Below are 16,833 nucleotides of genomic sequence, written 5' to 3' on the forward strand. Positions count from 1 at the left end.
CTAACAGGGTTTTATTGTTCGGTACTGAATTTAAATACTGTAGTATGATCAAAAGGTTTTCCAGGCTTTGTTATACAGTCCGGGAAGTTTGCTTTGTTTGGCGAATCCGGGAAATACTGAGTCTCGAAGCAGAATCCCTCAAAGCTTTCAAATTTGCGACCTGATCTGCTATGGCTTCCGTCCAGATAGTAACCAGCATAAAACTGCATACCAGGAAGGGTAGTAAAAACCTCAAGTACGCGGCCTGATACGGCTTCCTTTGCAACAGCTGCACGTGAGAGTTCTCCTTCCTTCAGATTAAGAACAAAGTTATGGTCATAAGTATTTTCAGGAAGCTGGGCAATGCGTTCACCAATTCTGTGAAAGCTTGTGAAATCAAAGGGAGTATTCTTAACAGAAGCAATCTCACCTGTTGGAATAGCCTCTATTGCAGGGGTGTAATGATCCGCGAGGATCATTACTTCATGATCCAGAATATTTCCTTTCTTACCTGAAAGATTAAAATATGCGTGGTTGGTAAGGTTTACCGGGGTTGCCTGATCAGCTTCTGCAAAATAATGGATAATCAGTTCGTTTTCCTCAGTTAGCTTATAGCTTACCTTAACATTGACGTTGCCTGGATATCCCTCGTCATTATCCGGACTAAAAAGCTTAAATACAAGTGTGTCGCCTTCAATGCTACTGTCCCAAAGCTTCAGAAAATAACCTGCAGGACCACCGTGAAGGTGATTGGGGCCATTGTTTGTTGCCAGAGTATAGGTCTTACCATCCAGAGTAAAACGTCCATTGGCAATGCGGTTTGCAAAGCGTCCGACTACGGCACCAAGGAAGGGGCAGTTGCCTAGATACTCTTTAGACAGATAATGCGCAGGATCATCAAAGCCAAGAGAGATTTCAGCCGGATTTCCATTCTTGTCTGGAGTTACGATGCTTGTTATTGTTGCACCTATATTTGTTATTTTGACGCTGGTACCTTTACCATTCTTAAGTTCAAAATGCTTGATGGCAGGGTTAGCCAGATTCTGAATCTTCAGTTCTTGTATGTTCATTATTCTTTTGTTTAAGTGTACGAGTTAAGCAAAAATATGAAAAATCAGCAAATTCCAACAATTCAATGAAAGCTGGGTAGGGGATATTTTTAGTATCCCGGATGATGTTGGCAATTTTAAATGTAAATTTGCCACTTACAGATAAAGCTCATAAATACTATGGATTTACTTGCATTAAAGAAGCATTTTAAGAAGTTATACGGCAAAGACGCCGACTATCTTTTCTTTTCACCCGGGAGGGTTAACTTGATTGGTGAACACACCGATTATAACGGAGGCTACGTATTCCCCTGCGCCATCAACTATGGCACTTACTTACTTGCGAGTAAGAACGATGGATGCGGGATGCGTTTTGCAAGCACGAATATGGAGCTGAAAGCTGATATTACATGTGCAGCCCTGAGTCAAAAGCAGCCAGGGGGAGCATGGGTTAATTACCCTTTGGGGGTGATGCATGAGTTTTCCAAACTGGGCGTTAAAATCGAAGGTCTTGATCTTATTTATAGCGGTAATATTCCCAATGGTGCAGGTCTGTCGTCCTCGGCATCTATAGAGATGGTAACTGCGGTTATGCTCAACGAACTCTTTAACAAGGGCGCTCTTGAGATGATGGAGATGGTAAAACTTTCTCAGAGGGCAGAAAACCAGTTTGTCGGTGTCAACAGCGGTATCATGGACCAGTTTGCCGTCGGTATGGGCCTTGCTGACCATGCACTTGCACTCAAGTGTGATACACTTGAATACCATAGAGTACCTCTAAAACTGCAGGGATGCAGGATTGTTGTAAGTAATACAAACAAGCGCAGGGGACTGGCTGATTCAAAATATAATGAGAGAAGGGCCGAATGCGAGAAGGCACTTGAAGAGATGAACAGCGAGGGTAAGTACAATTATCTCAGTGATTTGGGTGTAGAATTATTTGATTCACTTAAGGGCAAATTGTCTTCTGATGTGTTATTAAGAAGAGCCCGTCACGTTATCACAGAAAACCAACGAGTACTGGATGCGATGACAGCTCTTGAGAAGAATGATCTAGCTGAATTTGGTCGCCTGATGAATGCCTCTCATGTTTCCCTGCGCGATGACTATGAAGTAACAGGTAAGGAACTTGATGCTCTGGTTGAAGAGGCTTGGAAGATTGAAGGAGTTTACGGTTCACGTATGACAGGTGCCGGTTTCGGTGGCTGCACCGTATCTATCGTGAAAGAGGAAGCTATTGACAGGTTTATCGAGCAGGTCGGTAAGGGGTATGAAGCACGTACCGGACTAAAGCCTGATTTTTACATTGCTGAGGTGGGAGATGGAGCTCGCAGACTTGAATAGATTTCCATATATTTGTGGCACAATTGAAGTTTAAACCCTACAAAATACAATTTCATGGTTCTTCTTTTTGAGGGCAAATCCTCACAGCTTATCATCGCAGTTCATACCTCTATTGAACACTCGAAAACGGATCTCAGCAAACTGGAATGGCTTTTTAGCGGAGCCCGCTTGCTTGACTCTAAATCAGTTGACGGATACTTTGTAGGTCCGCGCAGGGAGATGATTACTCCCTGGAGTACCGGTGCTGTAGAAATCACCCGTAATATGGGCCTCAATGGCATTATCAGGATTGAAGAATTTTTCAAGGTGAGTGGCAAGGATGCAGAATATGATCCAATGTTGCAGCGTTTGTACAATGGATTGGATCAGGATGTCTTTACTATTAACAGGAAGCCTGAACCAATAGTATATATAGATGATATTGCCGCCTATAATGAAAAAGAAGGTTTAGCTCTTAGTGATGACGAGGTAGAATATCTCAACCAGCTGTCGAAGAACCTTGGTCGCCTGCTTACTGACAGTGAGGTCTTCGGATTCTCGCAGGTCAACTCAGAGCACTGCCGTCACAAGATATTCAACGGTACCTTTATCATCGATGGTGAGGAAAAGAAGAGTACCCTTTTTCAACTAATCAAACGCACATCAAAGGAGAACCCCAACTACCTGGTATCAGCATATAAGGACAATGTTGCCTTTGTAGAAGGACCACTTGCCGTGCAGTTTGCACCGCGCACACATGACAAAGCCGACTTCTTTGAGCAGAAGGCATTTGAGTCTGTATTGTCTCTAAAGGCTGAGACCCATAATTTCCCAACAACTGTTGAGCCCTTTAACGGAGCTGCAACAGGTACAGGTGGCGAAATCCGTGACCGTATGGCAGGAGGTAAGGGAGCTCTTCCTTTAGCCGGTACTGCTGTTTACATGACAGCTTATCCACGCACGGACGGGGAGAGGGAATGGGAAACAGGTATGCCCGAGCGTCCATGGTTGTATCAGACACCAAGGCAGATCTTGACAAAGGCTTCAAATGGTGCGAGCGACTTTGGAAATAAGTTTGGCCAGCCCCTGATCTGCGGTTCCCTTCTTACCTTCGAGCATATGGAGAATGGTAAGAAGTTTGCCTTTGACAAGGTAATAATGCTTGCCGGAGGTATTGGTTACGGTAAAAAGAGAGATGCATTAAAGGATACTCCAACATCAGGTGACAAAGTTATAGTGATGGGTGGTGACAACTACCGTATTGGTATGGGTGGAGGTGCCGTTTCTTCAGTAGCTACTGGAGAATATGACAATGCAATCGAATTGAATGCAGTACAGCGTTCTAACCCTGAAATGCAAAAGCGGGTTCTGAATGCCATAAGGGCCATGGTTGAAAGTGATGACAACAAGATAGTTTCCATCCACGATCACGGTGCCGGTGGGCACCTTAACTGCCTTTCAGAACTGGTAGAGGCGACAGGTGGCACTATTGAAATTGACAAGTTGCCCATTGGTGATCCAACACTTTCAGCCAAGGAAATCATTGGTAACGAGTCACAGGAGAGAATGGGACTTGTACTCAAGGAACAAGATACTGAGACATTAAAGCGCATTGCAGAGAGAGAGCGCGCTCCATTATATGTTGTCGGTGAGACAAGCGGTGATATGCAGCTGAAGTTTACTGACAGCAAAGGAAATGCGCCTATCAACCTGCAATTATCGGATATGTTTGGTAATCCTCCTAAGACTGTTATGGAGGACAGAACAGTAAATGAAGAATTTGCTCCGTTAAGCTACGATCCAAAACTTATTGGCAAGTACCTTGAGAACGTTCTACAGCTTGAAGGTGTAGCATGTAAGGACTGGCTCACAAACAAGGTTGACAGGTCGGTTACCGGACTTGTAGCCAAGCAGCAGACAGCCGGTGAGTTACAGTTGCCTCTCAACAATATGGGGGTTTCTTCTATTGACTACAGAGGTAAGGATGGAATAGCCACCTCTATAGGTCATGCTCCTGCAGCAGCTCTTATTGATTCTGGTAAGGGTTCTAAGCTTGCTGTAGCCGAGGCACTGACAAATATAGTTTGGGCTCCTATGACTCACGGACTAAAGGGAGTGAGTTTGAGTGCAAACTGGATGTGGCCTTGCAGAAACCCAGGTGAAGACGCAAGACTTTACAAGGCTGTTGAGACCCTTAGTGATTTTGTTGTTGAGCTTGGTATCAATGTCCCAACCGGTAAGGACTCTCTTTCAATGACCCAAAAGTACAAAGATGGTGATAAGGTATTATCCCCGGGCGCTGTACTTATAAGTGCTGCAGGTCAGGTAGAGGATGTAAGGAAGTGTGCCGAACCGGTTCTTAAGAAGGATCCGGCCACTGTACTGCTATATATAGACTTTTCTCTTGACGGCTTCAAGCTTGGAGGAAGCAGTTTTGCCCAGGCTATAAGGCAGTTGGGTAATGAAGCCCCAACGGTAAATGATGCCAAATATTTTGCAAAGGCTTTTGAAGCAATTCAGGAACTTGTAAAGGAAGGCCTGATACTAGCAGGACATGACGTATCTGCCGGAGGTCTTATTACAGCTCTATTGGAGATGTGCTTTGCAAATACTGATTTTGGTCTGAATATCGACCTGACTGCTATAGACGAGAAGGATCCGGTTAAAGTACTGTTTAGCGAAAAACCTGCTGTTGTAATTCAGGTTATGGATCGTGCAAAGGTTGAAGCTATTTTAGCTAAGTACGGGGTTGGTTCTGTAGTAATTGGTAGTCCTGTTGAAGGACGTACTGTTAAGGTCAACACTAAGGATAGCGATCTTAGTTTCGATATAGATGCACTCAGAGATATTTGGTTCAAATCGTCTTACCTGCTGGACAAATACCAGAGTGGAGAGAAGAAGGCACTTGAGAGATATCAAAACTACAAGCAGCAACCATTGACATATAGATTTCCCAAAGGCTTTGAAGGAACCTACAGTTCGCTGGGTATCGACAAGTATTTAAAGGGTGCTGAGAGAAAGGCCAAGGCCGCTATTATTCGTGAACAGGGTGTAAATGGTGATAGAGAAATGGCATATTCACTGTATCTGGCAGGTTTTGACGTTAAGGATGTTCACATGACCGACCTGATCAGTGGCAGGGAAGACCTTTCTGATGTTGATTTTATTGTGTTTGTAGGAGGATTCAGTAACTCAGACGTACTTGGTTCCGCAAAGGGATGGGCTGGTTCCTTCCTATACAATGAAAAGGCAAAGAAAGCCATTGAAGCCTTCTATGCCAGGGAAGATACTTTGAGCCTGGGAATATGTAATGGTTGTCAGGTAATGGTTGAACTTAACCTGCTATATCCCGAACATAAGGAAAGAGTCTTTATGTCACACAATGATTCGCACAAGTTTGAAAGCGGGTTCGTAAGCCTTGAGATAGGAGAAAACAACTCAGTAATGCTGGGTTCTCTTTCCGGTTCACGCATCGGGGTATGGTATGCTCACGGTGAGGGTAAGTTTAACTTCCCCTTATCTGCAAACAACTATAACATAGCTGCTTTCTATGGTTATAAAGACTATCCGGCAAATCCGAATGGCAGTGATTTGAATACTGCTGCTATCTGTTCGCACGATGGACGCCATCTTGCAATGATGCCACACCCGGAAAGGGCAATCCTTCCATGGCAATGTGCCCATTACCCGGCAGAAAGGCGCAGCGATGAGGTGTCTCCCTGGATGCAGGCCTTTGTCAACGCACGTGTCTGGATAGAAAACAGAAAGAAATAAAACTACTTACTGACGGATCAGCTTTTTCGAAAGCTGATCCGCACTGGTAAGTGCCAGCGGCAGGAGAGAGGCCTTGCTTGCACGAACCGGGCAAATATCGATTCCCCCTCTTCTTGTATAGATTGTAGTCACCATTAAATCTTCAGGAGCAAAAGCATCTACAAGCCTTTTGTAAATCATCTCACAGATTTCTTCGTGAAAATGATTCTCATTTCGGATCGAAACAAGGTATTTGAGCAATGAGAGCTTATCGGGCAGCATATTTCCCTTTATGTAAATAAAGGCACTTCCCCAGTCGGGTTGGTGGGTAATCTTGCAGTTGCTGCGAAGCAGGTGGCTTGCCACTCTCAACTCCTTTTCATTTCCTGATGAGGTTTGAAACAGGGCTGGAGTTTCCGTATATGCAACAAACTCAGTAGTTTCTATTTCAGGCAGCTCCTCGAGGAGCTGCCAGTCTGCAAAGTCAGCACCTCCTTCACTTGCATAGGCAGGAAAGAAGGTGACTATCACACTGGTTTCAAGTACTGAGGATAGATCCTTTTTGATTAGGTCTTTAACTATAGTGATACCTTCCTCGCGGGTAGAGCCAAAGCGGCTCATATTAAAGCCGTTAAGGTAAAGTTTGAAAGACTTGCTTTCAACTATTGATGGACTGTCGGCTGGGTAGATCAATTTGATAACACCTGCTACAGGCAGGCCCTTTTCGGTCAGGAAACTCAGTTCCCATGCATGCCAGACATCCACTCCGACAAAGGGGAGATTGCTGTTGTCAAGGCCATAGATCTCCCTGTTGAGGGAGCGGGGAACTGCAACCAGATACTCAGGTGAGTACTGTTGCGGGTATTCTACTCTCTGACCAAGGTATTTACCTTCGATAGGATTCTTTTCCATAGCTTAAACCCTTTATCTACACTCCCTGGCGGTTGCCAAAGAGGTCTATATGTATACGTGGTGAGTAGCGCCAGCCATTCCTTACTGCCATTTCCATAGTTAGTCTGGCACTTTTCCGGAGTTCTTCGGATGCCGAACCAAGGGGCATCAGGAGGATGTCGCCTGGCTTCCAGGAATGAAGCTTTCCTAAAAACTCCTCCTTGATTTCATGTTCATCTTCAGGACGTCCGATAACAAACTTAAGTTGAAAATCCTTGCCATTATTGCGGGCAAAGTCAATAAAGGACTGGATTACCTCAAGATTTTTTCGTTTCTCGGGGTGGTACTTGAAAGGACCTGACATCTGCAGTCCAAGTGCACTAAGCTTTTCAGCATCAGGATCCGAATTGCGCAGTTTAGGCGATATGCTATAGAGGTCGATAAATCCTGCAAGTTCCCTGCTAAAGATTGTTCCGTTTGTCTCTATTGAGATATGCAGTCCCAATTCACCCTTTATCCTTCTAGTAAGTTCTATAAGCGCATCCTTCTGCAACATGGGTTCACCTCCGGTTATTACCACGTGCTTTGTCTCATCCAGGTTTGCTTGCAGCAGTTCCATCAGTTCGCCCACCTCAATACGCACCACCTCTCTGGTATCAAAAGAAGCAAAGGGTGTGTCGCAGCGGCTGAATGAGCCGTCTTCCAGTCTCCAGATACATCTGAGATTACATCCGGACAGTCGGATAAACAGGGAGGGCATACCCGCAAGTTTTCCTTCACCCTGGATGGTTCCCGGAACTGAAAAACCAGTTGATGGAGGTACAGGCAAGGGATTGCCATGTCTGTCCCTGGTGATTGGGAAGAGGGCTTCCCCGGCCAGAGTTAGAATCTTGTCCATTATCAGGATTTTAGTGCAGGGTCATCAATACCGGCTTCGCTGAAGGCGCGGGCTCTAAGCAGGCAACTGTCGCACTTACCACAGGGGTTTTCTCCACCACGATAGCAGCTCCAGGTCAGGTCGAAGGGCACACCAAGACTTAGACCCAGTTTTATCTCCTCGCTCTTCGTCATAGAGATAAAGGGAGCATGAATAGTAATGTGCCTTTTGTGCTCAGCCGCCATAACAGTGCCCTGGTTGATAGCATTTTGCATTGCATCTATAAAAGTCTGGCGGCAGTCAACATATCCTGAGTAGTCAGCCTGACTTACACCAATAAAGATGTCGCAGGCCCCTATAGCCTCTGCGTAGGATGCGGCTATCGAAAGAAAGACCATATTGCGGGCGGGAACATAAGTTACGGGAATATCGGTCCTGTTAACATCGCCATCCTCTACTTCCATATTCATGTCTGTAAGAGAAGAACCTCCCCATTGGCCAATGTTGATACTCACAACCCGGTGCTCCGTGGCACCGGCTGCTTTGGCAAGAGCTTCAGCAGCATTGAGTTCCTTATTATGTCTTTGACCGTATTCAAAACTTAGCGTGAACAATTCATATCCTTCACTTTTGGCAAGCCATAAGGCCACCGCAGAGTCTAAGCCCCCTGATAATAGAATAACTGCACGTTTCATTTTTTAAAGCTTAATGCAGCCGAACATCCATAGTTTTATTTAAAGACAGGATGGTTTCGAACTGTCTGTTAGTTTTGCAAAGATAGTCTTTTAAACGGTAACAGGGCATAAAAGCCCTGTTCTTAGTTTTATTCATCTGTAGGTTCTTCTGTTTCAGCATCCCCCTGAGGTGTCTCTGGAGCCGCTATCTGGCTCAGGAAGCGTTTTAGACGACTTTCAGGAGCAAGCGTAAAGTAGTAAGACTTATCGACGATCCTTGTCTTTGGACGCCTGTCTTCAGGTTTGAGTGCCTGAACATGAGCATTGTACTGCGGATCGGATGAACGGGTATTCATTACTCCGTTACGGTAGCTGAAATAATAGTAACGTCCCTTACTAGGTTCTATATAAAAGTCAAGCGAGTTTCCTGCCCTGCTGAAGGCAATCTCTGCCTTGATTATTACCTTCCTATTGACCGGTTTGTTGCCAATCCATGCAACATAAGCCTCAGAATCGGCAATATAACTGCGTCTGGTTTGACTCCAGGTCCAGTTTAAGTCATCTACTGCTATCAAATATTGCAGGTCAACAGGTATGGATTTCATTTCTTCAACACCTTGAACTTCCCTTGCAATATCAGTTGCCGTGGCCTTACCAAATATTTCTGCCATTCTGGCTATTGCGCCCGCAGATTCGAAATGCTGCGCTCCTCCTGATTCACCACTTACGATTCCATTGAAGACCATTTCTTTAGTTAATTCTTCAAGGAAGAAGTCCAAGGTAAAAAAGGAGTTTATCTCAAGTGAGTCAATAGCTCTGTTATGCTTTATAAATCCGGCTGCCATAGTACTGACCGAACCTAGATCCAGTCCCATGTTAATCCTGCCAAAACCGGATACGTAGCATCCTGAGTTGCTAAATCTTAGAATGTTACCGGTTGTATCAGGTACAGCAAGCTTTGACGCATCTGAGACAGTAAATGCATCCAGATACTTATCAAAATACAAAATACCTGTGGCAGGTAATATAGGCACATCACTATGGAAAAGTCTATCTTCCATAAAGGCACTGTACACAATGTTAGAATCCCTGTTCAGGTATATACTGCTAAAGATATTTTCATTTTCAATATTTTGAACCTGTTTAGCCAAAGGTATTCTAACATCTGAAGGATCTATCTCGGATTCGAATTTGACGTAGTCCTGAGGACCCAACTCATGGCAATCATGTAGCATCTGGGCTCCTCCCTTGAATTTAAGAAGAGGTTTTCCTGCACTGAGACCTACCTGTCCCTTAAAGCCGAAATGCTTATTGAATGAGAAGAATTCCTTTTCACTAATTACTCCTTCGGCGCTTGTTTTCCCTTCTTTAGAAACTGTAATACTATTAAATGAGATTGTTTTTTTATTGCCATCTCCGTTTGTAAAGTCATAGAGTCCCTGAGCCTGATACTGCATCTTACCCTCAATACTGACTCTTGCATTATAAAAACTATGAATAGTATCGTTCAGGATAATTCTTACCGAATCGAGGACATCAAGTACAGCATCTCTATTAATTGTCACATTACCGTCATTAAGAATCATCCGGGCATCGGCCACATTGATTTCCTTCACTTCTTTAGCATATATCTTACCTGCTTCAACATCATAGAGTGCAATTGGAACAATAAAATCAAGCGAATCCTGACGTCTGTGTGTTGATACGAAGCGATTACCTTTCGAACCTGACAAACCAAGGTGGATAGAGTTATTGTCCATGTCCCAGGAGAACTGGTTAATAAAGGCAATATAACGTTGGTCGGTAAACTCAACCTTGCTTCCTGAGTCCCTTGACATGAAGGAGCCTTTACGTTCCTTAAAGTCTATCGTTGATAGTAGGTTCTCAGTTTTAAAGTTGACTGCACTGGTTGCGGATGATTGAGTCAGACTGAAATCCGATGAGTCAGCCATTACAACATGGTGTCCCAATTGCAGGTTTTTGGCCTTTAGAACTCCATTTGGCATTACAAGGCTACCATCTCCTTCAAGACCATTTGGAGTAAGTATCAGGTTGCCTTCCAGACTTGTTTCTCCGGCATAAAGCGTAAACGGTTCCTCCTGCATCCTTAGATCCATGTGGTCCTCGAACGGAAAGTAGTTGACTGTTACGTAAGTACCACTAACATCCGGATACTCGATACCTGTTTCTGCTGGTGCAATCTCAAACTTTTCAGCAAGTCCAAAAGCCCTGTCAGGCAGGAAGGTAAATTCATCAGAAGTAGCTATTCCAGTGAGCCAGTTTAAACTTCCCTTACCTTTAAGTCCATCGTTGCTGAGATCAATGGTATTTGAGAATGTAGCATCCTTACCATAGATTGTGTATCCATCTGATGGACTTTGCTTAACAAAACCCAGAGAATAGTCGGGTCTTACTGTGAGGGTTTCTTCAAAATCAGGGAAAATATTCGATTTGAAGACACCGGTAAAAGTAATATTCTTCTTTGTAAGCTGGCTTAGACTATCTATCTCGAATGGGTCAAGCATGAAATAGAAGGACTCCCTGTTATATTTACCGCCCTGGATTGCAGGGTTGTCATAATACACATATGAGTTTGTATTGCTTGTGAGCCTTGGGTATTCCGGAAATTCTTCCTTTCCAGACTTATTGTCGGGTTTGTCAATTTCAAGATATCCAGAGAGCTGGGCTACTGTATTATTAATCTTTATTATGGCAGGACGTCCATAGTAGTCAAAGCTTTCAGTCTGAACATTCATAGACATGGAATCAATGATGTTCAGGTTAATTCTGAAATCCTTATAATCAAACTCAAAACTGTTCCCAAACAGGGTTATCAAACCAGAGGATATTGAACCATCAAAGCCGAAGTTCCTGTCCTTTTTCAAGGTAAGATGCTTATTTGTAGGGAAGAAAACTACATTTTGCCTGTCACTGATTGATACTGCAGATACGCCATTAAGCTCCATGTCATAGTTTTTCAGGTCGAGGACGGCATTTGGTTGTGAACCCGGAGTTTCTGATTTAAAGCGTATTACGTCATAATCCTTTGTTCCGGCCCTGAATGCCAGGAAATCACGAAGTCGATCCCTGATTTCAATAGTATCATTGGTGACATTGTAACCTACAAAGCCGTGAAAAGACAAGCCTATTACCTGCTGCCTTATCTGATGCTCTGGCATATTGAGGAACCTGGCATAGTCACGGGCAGTGAACTTGTCAGTTTTGTATGCACGGGAACAATTCAACAGCCCCTGCAACGGATGGATAGCATCCATACCCTGCAATTGGTAGAAGAACTCTTCCCTGAAGTAGCTGATTGATTCGAAGAAAGCATGATTCTCAGCAGCCCCGGTAATCATCCTCAGTTCGATACCAGGACTACCTATCTGCCACTTGATCATACCCGCATCCATACTGATATTGTGGTAGGTATTAAAGAAGGGGCTCTGAGCTAGTCCGTTTCCATCCCTTATCAGGTGTAGTTCCTTATTTTCTGCCATGTATTTAAAGAGCAGACCGGGGTGGTAGATATAACCATCATCCAAATACATTGTGATTTCAGTGTCGCTGCCCACAATCTGGTCCTTACGGAGTATGAATCCCTCTGATTTGGCAGTAATAAAGAGGGTATCATTGCGAAAAATATTGATAACAGCAGGATTCTGACTATTACCAGAGCCTATAAACTTTGAGCCGTGCTGTGAAAATCCACCTTCAAAGTTAAAGTTGGGTTGGATATTATTTATCTGGTATCTCTGTTCGTATGATTCAAATTTAGGATAGGTTGAGTTTTCAGGGTTTCTGATCTGCATCAAACGGTGCTGTATCCTTCCTTGTAGCGGATAATTGAAGTACTCCGAGTTTCTGAATTCCACATTCTCTATTTCAAATGTGTTGCGGGACATCTCAATCTTATAATCTCCGAAAGTAGCATAAACTCTGTCAGCCGGAAGTCCACTCTGTTCCCATGTAACCTTGCCACCATTACCACTCCATACCCCACTCATCAGGTTTACCATACCTGAAGTATTGTAGATAAAGATACTGTCGTTTTGAGATCGGCAGGTTATAGTAGTATTGCTTACACGAGCATATAAAGTATCAGTATATTCAAAGGTTATGTCAGGAACCGAACTCGTCCACTTCAATGCAGCTGTGGAGTACAGAATGCTTTCATTGAGCAGGTTTCTTACATGCTCATTTAGTTTGTTAAGATGTCTAAGCGGTGAGCGCTGGTCTTTAAGCATGGCAAAGACTGCGCTGTGCCACACATCAAAGCTGGACTGAGGATGCTTGTTTGCAACAAAGGTCTGGACAGTAAGTAGATAGCTGTTGAAATCCGGATATGCCTTCCCCTTTTTCTGCATTATCAGATCAGAGGCTTCAATTATCTTGTTTTTTAATTCGGACGTGGTTTGAGGATCATTCCAGAAGATGCTGAAATCCCTGAAGAAATCTTTACTACCACTATTTTCTGAAGCTTTGAATACTTCTTCAAGCAACTTCAGATAATTATCTTGTCCACCGGATGAGAATTGTCCGGCAGCTTGAACCCTTGTTAGTGGTAAAGTGGTTATTAACAGTAATATAGTAAGATAGTGTAGATATTTCTTCATAGACCTCCTCCACATCATTGAGAGAGTTCATAGGTTAGAGCAGTCCAATTGTTCTTTTCCTTCCTGTTTGTTAACCTTAAGTTAAGGCTTTTTGCTTCTTCGTCAATGACATTGAAGTCGGACTCGTAAAAACCGCTGAAAAGAATCAGTCCTCCTGGCTTCAGCTGCTTTAAATAAGCTTTCATGTCGGCCAACAGGATATTTCTGTTGATATTTGCAATAATAATATCAAACATACCCTCACCGGAAAGAATGGAAGCATCCCCCTGTTTGATGATGATGTTACCTGTAGAGTTGAGCTGACAGTTTTCCTCACTGTTGCGGATACACCACTCATCTATGTCAATCGCAAGGATTTCTGACGCCCCCCTTTTTGAAGCAAGAATAGCCAGAATACCGGTTCCACAACCCATATCCAACACCCTATGTCCGGTCACATTTATCTCCAGAATAGATTCAATCATCATCGAAGTTGTCTCATGATGTCCGGTACCAAAGGACATCTTCGGTTCGATAATAATCTCAATAGGGATTTCAGGTTGTGCAGGATGGAAGGGACTACGCACAATACACTTATCATCAATGACGATGGGCTGATAGTAATTCTTTTCCCATTCCTCATTCCAGTCCTTGTCTTCAAGTTCAGAGATACTATACTCGACGTTCGTGTCATCAAAAGGAAGTTTCACATCGTCTAACAGTTCCTGACGAAATTCGGCATGCTGGATATAGGCCTCAAGTCCGGTTTCAGTTTCCATAAAGCTTTCAAAACCGACATCAGCCATCAGGGCTGTGAGGATTTCTGCCTTTTCGGAAGTAAAGGGGCTAATGGTTGCAACTACCTTGGTGTATCGCATAGTGTGGGGATATGAGAGAAGAAGAACAGATAAGGCCTACCGGCCTTATCTGTATTTGAAAAAATTAGAATGCTGTGATAATAGCAAGGAAGTCATCTGCCTTCAGAGAAGCACCACCGATAAGACCTCCGTCCACATCGGGATTAGAGAATAGTTCTTTAGCATTACCAGCGTTACAGCTACCGCCATAAAGGATAGTTGTGTCGTCTGCAATCTCTTTTCCATACTTTTCGCTGATCAGGCTACGGATAAATGCATGGATTTCCTGCGCCTGAGCAGGAGATGCAGTCTTACCAGTACCGATAGCCCAAACTGGTTCATAAGCAATTACAATCTTCTTGAATTGATCAGCAGTAAGGTGGAACAGTGAGTCAGCCAGTTGTTGTTTTACAACTTCAAAGTGCTTTTCTGCCTCACGTTCTGCAAGTACTTCACCAACGCAAAAGATTGGTTGCAGATCATTAGCAAGTGCCAGGTCAGTCTTTTCCTTAAGGATGGCAGCAGTTTCACCGTAGTATGCACGACGTTCTGAGTGACCCAGGATTACCCAGTTGGCACCGGTTGATTTAACCATAGCTGCTGATACTTCACCTGTAAAGGCACCTGATACCTTGTTGGCGCAGTTTTGAGCTGCAACCTGAACCTTTGCATTATCAACGGTTTTTACAACTTCAGTAATATGAACAAATGGAGTGCCCAGAATAACCTGGCACTTTGTAGTTGTGGCAGCCACGCGGCTGTTTACTTCTTTTGCAAGAGCAACACCCTCCTGAAGGGTGAGATTCATCTTCCAGTTTCCTGCAACAATGTTCTTTCTCATTTTTTCTATTTTGTAGTTTTACTTCTGAAAATTATCAATGGTATTAATAATACGCCAGCTATACAAAGCCAAATAATCAGCCTGGACCTGCAACTTATACTCTGAGTCAGAGCATAGGAGAGTGGATTTTCCAGAATTGACACTTCGGGCAAATCGTTATAGTGCCATTTCCCTGCCACTGTTCCATCATATAGTAGTACCAGACCTGGATTCGACCTGATAATGGTTTTGAGCAGGGTCTCATCAGCCTGAAGATAAGACAGCATCAGCCCGTTGGCTTTATCAAAGTTTTCCATTGCATCGTTACCCGATGCTGTAACTATATGGAACGAGATATTCTTAATTCTCGCGTTTTCTGCTAATTCACCGATTCTGCCTGCTACAGTGTCCGAGATCTTAGCCAGATCAGGGGAAATCACTAGAAATACCGGTCCCTTTGTGTTAATTAGTTCATGATGAACTTCCTCACCACTCTCAGCTGAGAAAATCGAGAAGTTGTAAAGCGGAGGGGTATAGCCTTCCTTTATCACCTTAGTCTCACTGTCGACATAGACCCATGATTCGTCGTCATAGGGGTAGTTGTCCACGTTGAAAGTTTGCCTTACTCCGTCTTTCTCTAGGATAAACAGGGTTTCGTACTCAGGCTGTTCGGCCCCTTCGGGAATACGCATCCCAGCTGGGATGTTGGTTCCGGTTTTATATGGACGAAAATCAATTACAGGCAGGTGCCTGTAATTGTAAACACTGAAACTTATTATTGCAACCAAAGCAATTATAGCAGTGGTTGCATTAGCAAGGACTGTATATCTGTTTTCGTAGCTGTTACGGAACTTGAACATAAAGAATACTGCAGCCATAAGGATTACATTCTTACCGAAGGTCTCCCAGTTGGTCAGTTTGATAGCATCTCCAAAACAGCCACAGTCGCTGACAGGATTAAAGATTGCGATGTAGAGTGTAAGAAGAGTAAAGAAAGCAGTCATTATAAGTGCAGCCAGGGAGGTAATACGCATGTAAAGCTTGCACAACAGGAAGAATCCTATCAGGAATTCAAGTGATGCCAGGGCTATTGACAGTCCCAGTGCAAGTGGAGCCAAGGCATCCATACCAAAGGCCACGAAGTAGTCCTCAAACTTGACCGCACCTCCGACAGGGTCAATAGCCTTGACTATTCCGGAAAAGATAAAGGTCAGGGCAGGGATCAGACGGCAAATACACAAGAGGGTCTTTTTCATGGTCGTCCGGTTTTGCAGTTTAATAATTATGCCTCCTCAAACTCAAGTTTTATAAGGGCAAATATCGCGTAGTTGATAATATCCAGGTAGTTGGCATCAATACCTTCAGAGATAAGCGTCTTACCCCTGTTGTCTTCTATCTGTTTGATGCGGTATAGCTTCATAAGAATAAGGTCGGTAAGGGAACTGATACGCATGCTTCTCCAGGCCTCATCATAGTCATGGTTTTTGTTGTCCATCAGACTTTTGGCCTTTGTAACCTGCGCTGTATAGAGTTTTAGAGCATCTTCATGAGACATTTCCGGATCATCGCTGGGGCCCAGTTCAAGTTGAATAAGTCCCATAGCAGCATAATTGACAATACCAATAAATTCAGGTCTGATGTCCTCATTTACCAGTGCCACACCCTTTGTTTGAATACTTCTGATACGACGTGCTTTAATAAAGATTTGATCCGTTACCGATTCTGTTCTTAGAATGCGCCAGGCGGTACTGTAATCATGCATCTTCTTTTCAAAAATCTCCCTGCATACCTCTGCCGCATGCTTATACTGTTGATCAGTGTTTTGAGGACGTTCCGACATAGAGAAACAGTTGTTTGTTAGAGCCTATTGTTAAAGCCGTAAAAGTACCAAAAAATGCTTAAGTATGAAAGTTTACTCCAATTTACCCTATCTTTGTAAAGTATGTTAAAAACAAGATCTGAATAGTAGATGACCATTAAGCATAGTATGTTTCTTAGGCCTTCGCAAACCATCA

At 43.6% G+C, this 16,833-nt stretch carries 11 protein-coding genes; 2 read left to right on the forward strand and 9 right to left on the reverse strand.

The features are described from left to right. Window positions 1-11: 11 nt before the first annotated feature. On the reverse strand, window positions 12-1,049 hold the full coding sequence (locus tag M9189_RS06505) for an aldose epimerase family protein (RefSeq protein WP_250725531.1): 1,038 nt from the start codon (window positions 1,047-1,049) through the stop codon (window positions 12-14). 159 nt (window positions 1,050-1,208) lie between these two features. Here M9189_RS06505 and M9189_RS06510 point away from each other — a divergent pair, with 159 nt between their 5' ends. Beyond that, the gene (locus tag M9189_RS06510; RefSeq protein ID WP_250725533.1) at window positions 1,209-2,372 is read left to right on the forward strand and encodes a galactokinase; all 1,164 of its coding nucleotides are present in this window, start codon (window positions 1,209-1,211) and stop codon (window positions 2,370-2,372) included. A 54-nt stretch (window positions 2,373-2,426) separates the two neighbouring features. Continuing rightward, window positions 2,427-6,125 carry a phosphoribosylformylglycinamidine synthase gene (gene purL / locus M9189_RS06515; protein WP_250725534.1) on the forward strand — a complete coding sequence of 1,233 codons (3,699 nt, stop codon included), beginning with the start codon at window positions 2,427-2,429 and terminating at the stop codon, window positions 6,123-6,125. 6 nt (window positions 6,126-6,131) lie between these two features. On the opposite strand, the gene M9189_RS06520 is transcribed toward purL, so the two are convergent. The 8 genes from M9189_RS06520 to M9189_RS06555 all read right to left on the reverse strand — a co-directional run bounded on the left by M9189_RS06520 (window position 6,132) and on the right by M9189_RS06555 (window position 16,658). Continuing rightward, complete coding sequence (locus M9189_RS06520; protein ID WP_250725536.1) at window positions 6,132-7,016, reverse strand: NADPH-dependent 7-cyano-7-deazaguanine reductase QueF; 885 nt, start codon at window positions 7,014-7,016, stop codon at window positions 6,132-6,134. Window positions 7,017-7,032: 16 nt separating this feature from the next. Beyond that, a complete protein-coding gene (locus M9189_RS06525) occupies window positions 7,033-7,893 on the reverse strand; it encodes a 7-carboxy-7-deazaguanine synthase QueE (protein WP_250725538.1) in 861 nt (286 codons plus the stop codon). 2 nt (window positions 7,894-7,895) lie between these two features. Continuing rightward, a complete protein-coding gene (gene queC, locus M9189_RS06530; protein ID WP_250721883.1) occupies window positions 7,896-8,567 on the reverse strand; it encodes a 7-cyano-7-deazaguanine synthase QueC in 672 nt (223 codons plus the stop codon). Window positions 8,568-8,695: 128 nt separating this feature from the next. Further along, the gene (locus M9189_RS06535) at window positions 8,696-13,162 is read right to left on the reverse strand and encodes a hypothetical protein (protein WP_250721884.1); all 4,467 of its coding nucleotides are present in this window, start codon (window positions 13,160-13,162) and stop codon (window positions 8,696-8,698) included. A gap of 14 nt (window positions 13,163-13,176) precedes the next feature. After that, the gene (gene prmA, locus M9189_RS06540) at window positions 13,177-14,019 is read right to left on the reverse strand and encodes a 50S ribosomal protein L11 methyltransferase (RefSeq protein WP_250721885.1); all 843 of its coding nucleotides are present in this window, start codon (window positions 14,017-14,019) and stop codon (window positions 13,177-13,179) included. 64 nt (window positions 14,020-14,083) lie between these two features. Beyond that, window positions 14,084-14,839, reverse strand: coding sequence for a triose-phosphate isomerase (gene tpiA, locus M9189_RS06545; protein WP_250721886.1), 756 nt, complete (start codon window positions 14,837-14,839; stop codon window positions 14,084-14,086). A gap of 5 nt (window positions 14,840-14,844) precedes the next feature. Next, entirely contained in the window at window positions 14,845-16,074 is a 1,230-nt protein-coding gene (locus tag M9189_RS06550; RefSeq protein ID WP_250721887.1) for a BT_3928 family protein, read from the reverse strand. 26 nt (window positions 16,075-16,100) lie between these two features. Continuing rightward, complete coding sequence (locus M9189_RS06555; RefSeq protein ID WP_250721888.1) at window positions 16,101-16,658, reverse strand: DUF1599 domain-containing protein; 558 nt, start codon at window positions 16,656-16,658, stop codon at window positions 16,101-16,103. Window positions 16,659-16,833: the final 175 nt, after the last annotated feature.

Origin of the sequence: Xiashengella succiniciproducens, assembly GCF_023674465.1 — a bacterium.
Classification (GTDB): domain Bacteria; phylum Bacteroidota; class Bacteroidia; order Bacteroidales; family Marinilabiliaceae; genus Geofilum; species Geofilum succiniciproducens.

Bases quoted from the DNA above. Each gene is read 5' to 3' on its own strand.
- M9189_RS06505 (WP_250725531.1), bottom strand. From the start codon at position 1,049: ATGAACATACAAGAACTGAAGATTCAGAATCTGGCTAACCCTGCCATC.
- M9189_RS06510 (WP_250725533.1), top strand. From the start codon at position 1,209: ATGGATTTACTTGCATTAAAGAAGCATTTTAAGAAGTTATACGGCAAA.
- purL (WP_250725534.1), top strand. From the start codon at position 2,427: ATGGTTCTTCTTTTTGAGGGCAAATCCTCACAGCTTATCATCGCAGTT.
- M9189_RS06520 (WP_250725536.1), bottom strand. From the start codon at position 7,016: ATGGAAAAGAATCCTATCGAAGGTAAATACCTTGGTCAGAGAGTAGAA.
- M9189_RS06525 (WP_250725538.1), bottom strand. From the start codon at position 7,893: ATGGACAAGATTCTAACTCTGGCCGGGGAAGCCCTCTTCCCAATCACC.
- queC (WP_250721883.1), bottom strand. From the start codon at position 8,567: ATGAAACGTGCAGTTATTCTATTATCAGGGGGCTTAGACTCTGCGGTG.
- M9189_RS06535 (WP_250721884.1), bottom strand. From the start codon at position 13,162: ATGAAGAAATATCTACACTATCTTACTATATTACTGTTAATAACCACT.
- prmA (WP_250721885.1), bottom strand. From the start codon at position 14,019: ATGCGATACACCAAGGTAGTTGCAACCATTAGCCCCTTTACTTCCGAA.
- tpiA (WP_250721886.1), bottom strand. From the start codon at position 14,839: ATGAGAAAGAACATTGTTGCAGGAAACTGGAAGATGAATCTCACCCTT.
- M9189_RS06550 (WP_250721887.1), bottom strand. From the start codon at position 16,074: ATGAAAAAGACCCTCTTGTGTATTTGCCGTCTGATCCCTGCCCTGACC.
- M9189_RS06555 (WP_250721888.1), bottom strand. From the start codon at position 16,658: ATGTCGGAACGTCCTCAAAACACTGATCAACAGTATAAGCATGCGGCA.